The organism is Maribacter spongiicola, from assembly GCF_052119685.1.
GTDB lineage: Bacteria > Bacteroidota > Bacteroidia > Flavobacteriales > Flavobacteriaceae > Maribacter > Maribacter spongiicola_A.
In genome coordinates this window covers 103704-110102 of the sequence record NZ_JBGQOO010000015.1, presented here as the reverse complement: position 1 = coordinate 110102, position 6399 = coordinate 103704, and the positions used below count along the sequence as shown (strand labels likewise).

Below are 6399 nucleotides of genomic sequence, written 5' to 3'. Positions count from 1 at the left end.
GACAACGGACAACGGACAACGGACAACGGACAACGGACAACGGACAACGGACAACGGACAACGGACAACGGACAACGAAAATCTATTCTCTCACCTCTATATCCTCAATTCTCATATTTAAACTCACCTCTTGTAGTCACTCAAACTATCAATATCGAATTTTTGTAAGAAAAAGATTATTAACTCGATGAACTGCGCAAATACGGGGTCTAGCGGAAGATTATTTTGTAGGAAAACGGACTACAAAAAGAAGTAATACATCGAAAAGCAAACTTTTCATCGTAAAAACCGTACCTCTTGTCGAATTCAAAATACGTTTACTTACAAGTAGATGGTTATCTATAAACCAAATTTACCTACTTTATTATGCGTACAATTATTTTTTTATTCCTTGTTATCTGTTTGGGAACCCAGTCCCAAGCACAATCGAAGTCACCAGACATCAAAGTACAGACTATTGTTATGCCCATGGCAGATGTAACAATAAAATCTGACGTAAACGCTCAGGGTTTTCAAACAGCTGCAAGGTTTTTCAAAGTCAAAAATGCAAGAGTTAAACAAGCCTTACTTTTTAGAATAAGAGTACGAACAGTATTTTTTGCTTAGTTTAATTCTTCTACCAGTTCTTCGGTTACCTCTGTTCCCCCTTTAGGTAACACGATAGTTTTTAATATTTCCCAAACATTTTCGGTTACTATTCGCTGACCTTCTGCAGTTGGGTGAATTCCATCTTCTAAGTTTAATTTCGGAATTCCGGCAACACCTTCCAATAAAAAAGGAATCAACATTATATTATTCGATTCTGCCAAGGCAGGATACATCATCTTAAATTGAGATGCATAATCTGCACCCATATTTGGCGGTATTTGCATACCTGCCAAAATAATTTGAGTTTCCGAATTTTTATCTTTTACCATATCTATCATTTCCTGTAAGTTATTCATGGACTCTGTAATCGGTATTCCGCGCAATCCGTCGTTCGCACCTAATTCCAAAACAAAAATATCTACCGGCTGATTTAGTACCCAGTCTAAACGATTTAATCCTCCAGAGGTAGTTTCTCCGCTCAATCCGGAATTTATCACCTTGTAATCCAAGCCTAAAGAATCTAATCGTTGTTGAATTCTATTTGGGAATCCTTCCTTTGTATCTAGTCCATATGCAGCGGTAAGGCTATTTCCGTAGAATAATATCACGTTATCATCCGCAGAAACATCTTCCTTTTCAACATTACTTACAGCTTCTGTTTGGGTGTTAGATGTTTTCTTTTCTGTACTTTCTCCACATCCAACGAATAACAACGCTAATAAAAAATAACGAAACTTTAATACTTTCAACATAGTCTTACCTAATTAGATTCCAAATCATTTGCTTATTTTGTTGTCTTGTACCAAAATGATTTATGACAAAGATATTAAACGTAAGTAATCTAAAGAAAACGTATTCAAGCGGATCTAAAAATTTGACAGTAATTGATGATATTACTTTTTCTATTGAAGAAGGTGACACTTTTGCAATTGTTGGTCCGTCAGGTAGTGGTAAAACCACATTATTAGGACTCTGTGCCGGATTAGATGAAATCAACGAGGGAGTAATAGAACTTTGTGGGGAAGATTTAAGTGGATTAAATGAAGATCAACGTGCATTACTTAGAAATGAAAAAGTAGGATTTATTTTTCAAGACTTTCAATTACTGCCCACATTAACAGCTTTAGAGAATGTTAGTGTCCCGTTAGAATTACAAGGTGTTGCCAATGCTTCTAAAGATGCTATGGAACTTTTAAACAAAGTTGGTTTGGGTGATCGCTATGATCATTACCCATCTCAATTATCTGGCGGCGAACAGCAAAGAGTTGCTGTGGCAAGAGCATTTTCTAATAAGCCTTCTATACTTTTTGCCGATGAGCCAACGGGTAATTTAGACGAGGAAACTGGTGAAAAGGTCATTAAATTATTATTTGACCTTAATAAAGAGATGGGCACTACCTTGGTTATTGTTACCCATGATCTAGAATTGGCTAACCTGAATAAACATGTATTACGACTTAAGGGTGGTAAAATAGTAATCAACGAAACCACTTCTATATCTTGAATTTAACACAAAGAACATCAAAAGCCGGTTTTAATTGGTTGTTGAAAATGGCTTGGCGAGATGGCAAAGCTAGCGGTAAACGACTGTTATTATTCATGGCATCTATTATTCTAGGTATCGCAGCAGTGGTATCTATTCAATCTTTTAGCGATAATCTTAAAGATAATATTGGGTTACAATCAAAAGCACTTATGGGTGCCGATTTTCTTATAGATAGCAATCAGCCGGCAAATGAAAGGGTAACAGAATTAATGGATTCTTTAGGTGGCTACGATGCTAGAGAAGTCAATTTTGCTTCGATGGCAGCATTCCCTAAAAGTCTAGCTACAAAATTGGTACAGGTACGCGCTATTGAAGGTGATTTTCCTTTTTATGGCGAGTTGGAAACTGAACCTGCCTCAGCTGCAAAAGAATATTTAGAAAAAGGTGGTGCATTGGTTGATGCCACTGCAATGCTTCAATATAATTTAAAACCAGGTGATAGTGTAAAGTTGGGTACAACCACTTTTGCTATTGTTGGGTCTTTGATTACGGCACCTGGCAGTACAGGTATCGGTGCTACAGCTGCACCACCCATTATTGTGCCATTTCGTTTTATGGAAGAAAGCGGACTTTTGCAACGTGGTAGCCGTTTGGGGTACAATTACTATTTTAATAATGATAAGGCAGATCTAGAAGCACTGAGTAAAAAAGTAGATTCATTATTAGATGCTGAAAATGCAGATATGGATACTCATACAGATACTAGTGAGCGACTAGGTCGTAGGTATGAAAATGTAGGTAGGTTTTTAAATCTGGTAGCATTTATTGCACTTCTGTTGGGGTGTGTAGGTATTGCCAGCTCAGTGCATATTTACATAAAAGAGAAACTAAAGGCAGTAGCGGTTCTTAAATGTTTAGGGGCTACACGAAAACAAACGTTTTTAATTTATCTTATTCAAATTGCAGGAATGGGCTTGTTGGGCGGACTCATAGGTACGGTAATCGGTTTGCTGTTACAACAGACTTTTCCGCTTATACTGCAAGAGTTTTTACCTTTTCAGGTAGAAATATCCACTTCTTTTCAGGCGATATTCGTCGGTTTATTGTTGGGTGTATGCATGTCGGTTTTATTTGCTTTGTCGCCATTAGTAAATACATGGTTTGTTTCGCCTTTACAGGTATTACGTGTGCAAGAAGATACGAGTAAAAAGGCAAGACCTTATCAAATTTGGGTAGTGGTTGCTATTGTGCTTTTTGTATTATTATTCGCTTTTTGGTTATTGGGTAAATGGGAGTTTGCATTGAGTTTCGTAGCAGGAATACTGGTGTCATTTTCCATTTTAGCGGGAGTGTCAATTTTATTTATGCGATTGATAAAAAGATACTTTCCTAAGTCTTGGAGTTTTGCTGCCAGACAAAGTTTGTTGAACTTATTTCGACCAAATAATCAGACCGTAGTGTTGATTTTAGCTATTGGGATTGGTACATTTTTAATAAGTACTTTATATTTCACTAAAGATTTTCTACTTGCCAAAACCTCGTTCGAAGCGAGTGCTGAGAGTCCGAATTTGATATTATTTGATGTCCAGACGAATCAACGGGATGCTGTTGCAAATACTATTACTCCGAAAGGATTACCTGTCATAGATAACATACCGATTGTTACCATGCGTTTAGAGCGTATAAAAGATAGAGACGTTAATGATATTCGATTAGATTCGACAACCCGAGTAAATAAATGGATTCTTAACCATGAATTTAGGACCACTTATAGAGATTCTATAATCGGTTCTGAAAAGTTGTTGGAAGGGGAGTGGATACCCACTGTTGCCCCGAATGCCAAAGTAATACCTATTTCGTTGGCAGATAATGTAGCAAATGATGCTTTGGTAACAATTGGTGATACCTTATTATTTAATGTTCAAGGTAAACTAATGAATACGGTAGTTGGTAATATTCGTCAAGTAGATTGGGCGCGGATGCAACTTAATTTTTCTATTGTTTTCCCTAAAGGAGTATTAGAGAATGCACCCCAGTTTCATGTGGTAACTACTAATGCACCAGATAAAAAGTCTTCAGCTGATTTACAGCGAGAGCTGGTAAAGAAATTTCCCAATGTTTCTATCATCGATTTAAGACAGGTAGTAACGTTAGTTGAAGATATATTAGATAAGATTTCATGGGTCATATCTTTTATGGCATTCTTCAGTATTCTTACCGGTATCATTGTGTTGATAGGATCTGTTCGTAACAGTAAATACCAACGAATTCGTGAAAGTGTTTTACTAAGAACACTTGGTGCTCAGAGTAAACAAATATTAAAAATCAATGCTTTAGAGTATTTATTTCTTGGTGTCTTGGGCAGCGGAGTAGGAGTGTTACTTTCTTTAGTGAGTAGTTTTTTACTGGCGTATTTCATTTTCGACACACCATTCGTTCCTTCATGGGTGCCATTTTTAGTGGTGTTGCCGGGTATAACACTATTGGTTCTTGCCATTGGTTTAATGAATAGTAGAGGGGTCTTAAATAGTCCGCCATTACAAGTATTGAGAAAAGAGGGGAATTAAGAAGGTGTTTTTCAGTGGAAATGCTAACAATTGCATTTTTACTTTTCTACCTTTAATAGCATGAAAAAGCAACTATTCTTTTTATTGGTGACTACATTATTGGTTTGCTCTTGTAGTACCGATAGTGTAAAAGCAGATTTGATAATTACCAATGCCAATATTTGGACAGGTAATACTAATTCTCCAAAAGCCGAGGCTATGGCTGTAAAGGCAGATACTATTTTGGCTATTGGCTCTTTAGATGATATTCATAAGTTTAAAGGCTCAGATACCGAGATAAAGGATGTAGGAGGAAAATTCATCACACCAGGATTTATAGATACTCATGTGCATTTGTTAATGGGAGGTAATAGCCTTTTAAGTGTGCAATTAAGAGATGTAAGTACAAAACAGGAATTTATCGATAGAATTTCTGGGTTTACTAAAAAGATAAAACCTGGCCAGTGGATTGTTGAAGGTAATTGGGACCATACCCTCTGGGGAGGAGAACTACCTAATAAAGATTGGATTGATGAATTTACAGGTGATAATCCGGTTGCTATTTATAGAATGGATGGTCATATGATTTTAGCCAATTCTGCAGCACTCAAAATTGCAGGAATAGATAAAAATAGTGCCGATGTAGAAAATGGAGAAATTGTTAAAAATGCTGATGGAACGCCAACCGGTATTCTTAAGAGTGAAGCTATGTATTTAGTTTTGAATAAAATACCAAAGCTTACAGATTCTGAAACGGAAGAAGCATTAAATGCGGCGCAAGATTATTTAGTTTCTCAGGGCGTAACCACCGTACATGATGTAGATAGTTTAGGTGGTTACAAGATTTTAGATAAGATGAATTCTAATAAACAACTGAAGGTGAGAGTTTATGCTGCCGATCCTCTGAAGTATTGGAAAGCAGTATCTAAGGATACAAAAGATATAAAATGGTTGAAAAATGGACTCATGAAAGGTTTTGTAGATGGGTCTCTGGGGTCACATACGGCAGCTTTTGATGAACCGTATTCAGATAAGCAAGATGATAATGGTCTGTTTATTGTCGATGTAGATAGTTTAAATAGTTGGATCTCTAGTGCCGATAAAAAGCAATTACAAATTACCGTTCATGCTATAGGTGATCGAGCAAACAGTACTATTTTAAATATATATGATAGTGTAGTTCAAAATAATGGCAAGCATGACCGACGATTAAGAATAGAACATGCGCAACATTTAAATATAGAAGATATCAATAGATTCTCTAAACTAGATGTAATTACAAGTATGCAGCCATATCATGCAATTGATGATGGTAGATGGGCAGAAGAGCTTATTGGTCCAGAACGTATAAAAACCACCTATGCTTTTAAATCTCTCTTAGATGCAAATACTAAAATGGTATTTGGTAGCGATTGGCCAGTAGCACCTGCTTCTCCGTTATATGGCATGTACGCAGCGGTTACCAGACGCACATTAGATGGAAATAATAGTGATGGTTGGGTTCCTGAGCAGAAAATTAATGTGGAACAAGCATTAATTGCGTATACAAAAGATGCTGCTTACAGCTCATTTGATGAAGACATAAAAGGAACATTAGAACCAGGCAAGTTGGCGGATTTTGTTATACTTAGCGAAAATGTACTTCAAGTTGAACCAACGACATTAAAAGATGTGAAAGTTTTGGAGACTTATGTTGGTGGTAAGAAAATTTACAATAATGATTTAGATACAAATAGGTGATATATAAAATGTACTGATAAGAAAAGAACAAAAGCTGAT

The 6399-nt window shown here is 36.4% G+C and carries 4 protein-coding genes; 3 read left to right on the top strand and 1 reads right to left on the bottom strand.

What is annotated here, in order from left to right; all coding sequences use genetic code 11:
- Positions 1-602 precede the first annotated feature (602 nt).
- The gene (locus ACEN2N_RS17365; protein WP_441825502.1) at positions 603-1340 is read right to left on the bottom strand and encodes an arylesterase; all 738 of its coding nucleotides are present in this window, start codon (positions 1338-1340) and stop codon (positions 603-605) included.
- A gap of 62 nt (positions 1341-1402) precedes the next feature.
- On the opposite strand from ACEN2N_RS17365, the gene ACEN2N_RS17360 reads away from it, so the two are divergent.
- From ACEN2N_RS17360 to ACEN2N_RS17350, 3 genes are read left to right on the top strand one after another with little or no spacing between them, the layout of a single operon-like run.
- On the top strand, positions 1403-2092 hold the full coding sequence (locus ACEN2N_RS17360) for an ABC transporter ATP-binding protein (RefSeq protein WP_441825501.1): 690 nt from the start codon (positions 1403-1405) through the stop codon (positions 2090-2092).
- Positions 2093-2139: 47 nt separating this feature from the next.
- On the top strand, positions 2140-4641 hold the full coding sequence (locus ACEN2N_RS17355; RefSeq protein WP_441825505.1) for an ABC transporter permease: 2502 nt from the start codon (positions 2140-2142) through the stop codon (positions 4639-4641).
- A 60-nt stretch (positions 4642-4701) separates the two neighbouring features.
- Complete coding sequence (locus ACEN2N_RS17350; protein WP_441825500.1) at positions 4702-6360, top strand: amidohydrolase; 1659 nt, start codon at positions 4702-4704, stop codon at positions 6358-6360.
- Positions 6361-6399: the final 39 nt, after the last annotated feature.